1 protein-coding gene is annotated in these 444 nt (G+C 36.9%); it reads right to left on the reverse strand.

The annotated features are described in order from the left end of the window. Positions 1-90: 90 nt before the first annotated feature. The coding region (locus H4J73_RS01160; RefSeq protein ID WP_220460643.1) for a hypothetical protein at positions 91-444 on the reverse strand (354 nt) is incomplete at its 5' end.

Here is a 444-nt window from a genome sequence, read left to right on the forward strand (position 1 = left end):
ATAACGCCCTACTAAGCGGCTAAAAATAGTTGGCTATAATTTGCGAGGTACGAGCACAGCCAACTGTTTGTGTCCGTCTTGAGTTGCTTGTTAGTTGCCTTTTTTACGATATTTAACAATACCATAAAAGTAATTTAACACTACACCAATAATGAGTAATAAAACATAAGAAGCCATTCGATTTTCTGTAAGGAGACCCAAGTGCCAAAAATATGCGATAAATACCATAAAAACAGAAAACAATATTAGGCTTACACCTACACTTTTTCCAAATGCTTGAGGATTAGAAAAGTTCTTTTCACTGTAACCCGAGATTAAACCTCTGCGCCCTTTAAAAGCGATTAGATACCCGAAAATCCCACAAGGTAAAACTGCGAAGAGAATAATAAATAAAGCTTCAACTGTAGACTCATCCATGATGCAAACTCCTTGGCAACTAACGCC

This window comes from Colwellia sp. MB3u-41 (assembly GCF_014076845.1).
Lineage (GTDB): Bacteria > Pseudomonadota > Gammaproteobacteria > Enterobacterales > Alteromonadaceae > Colwellia_A.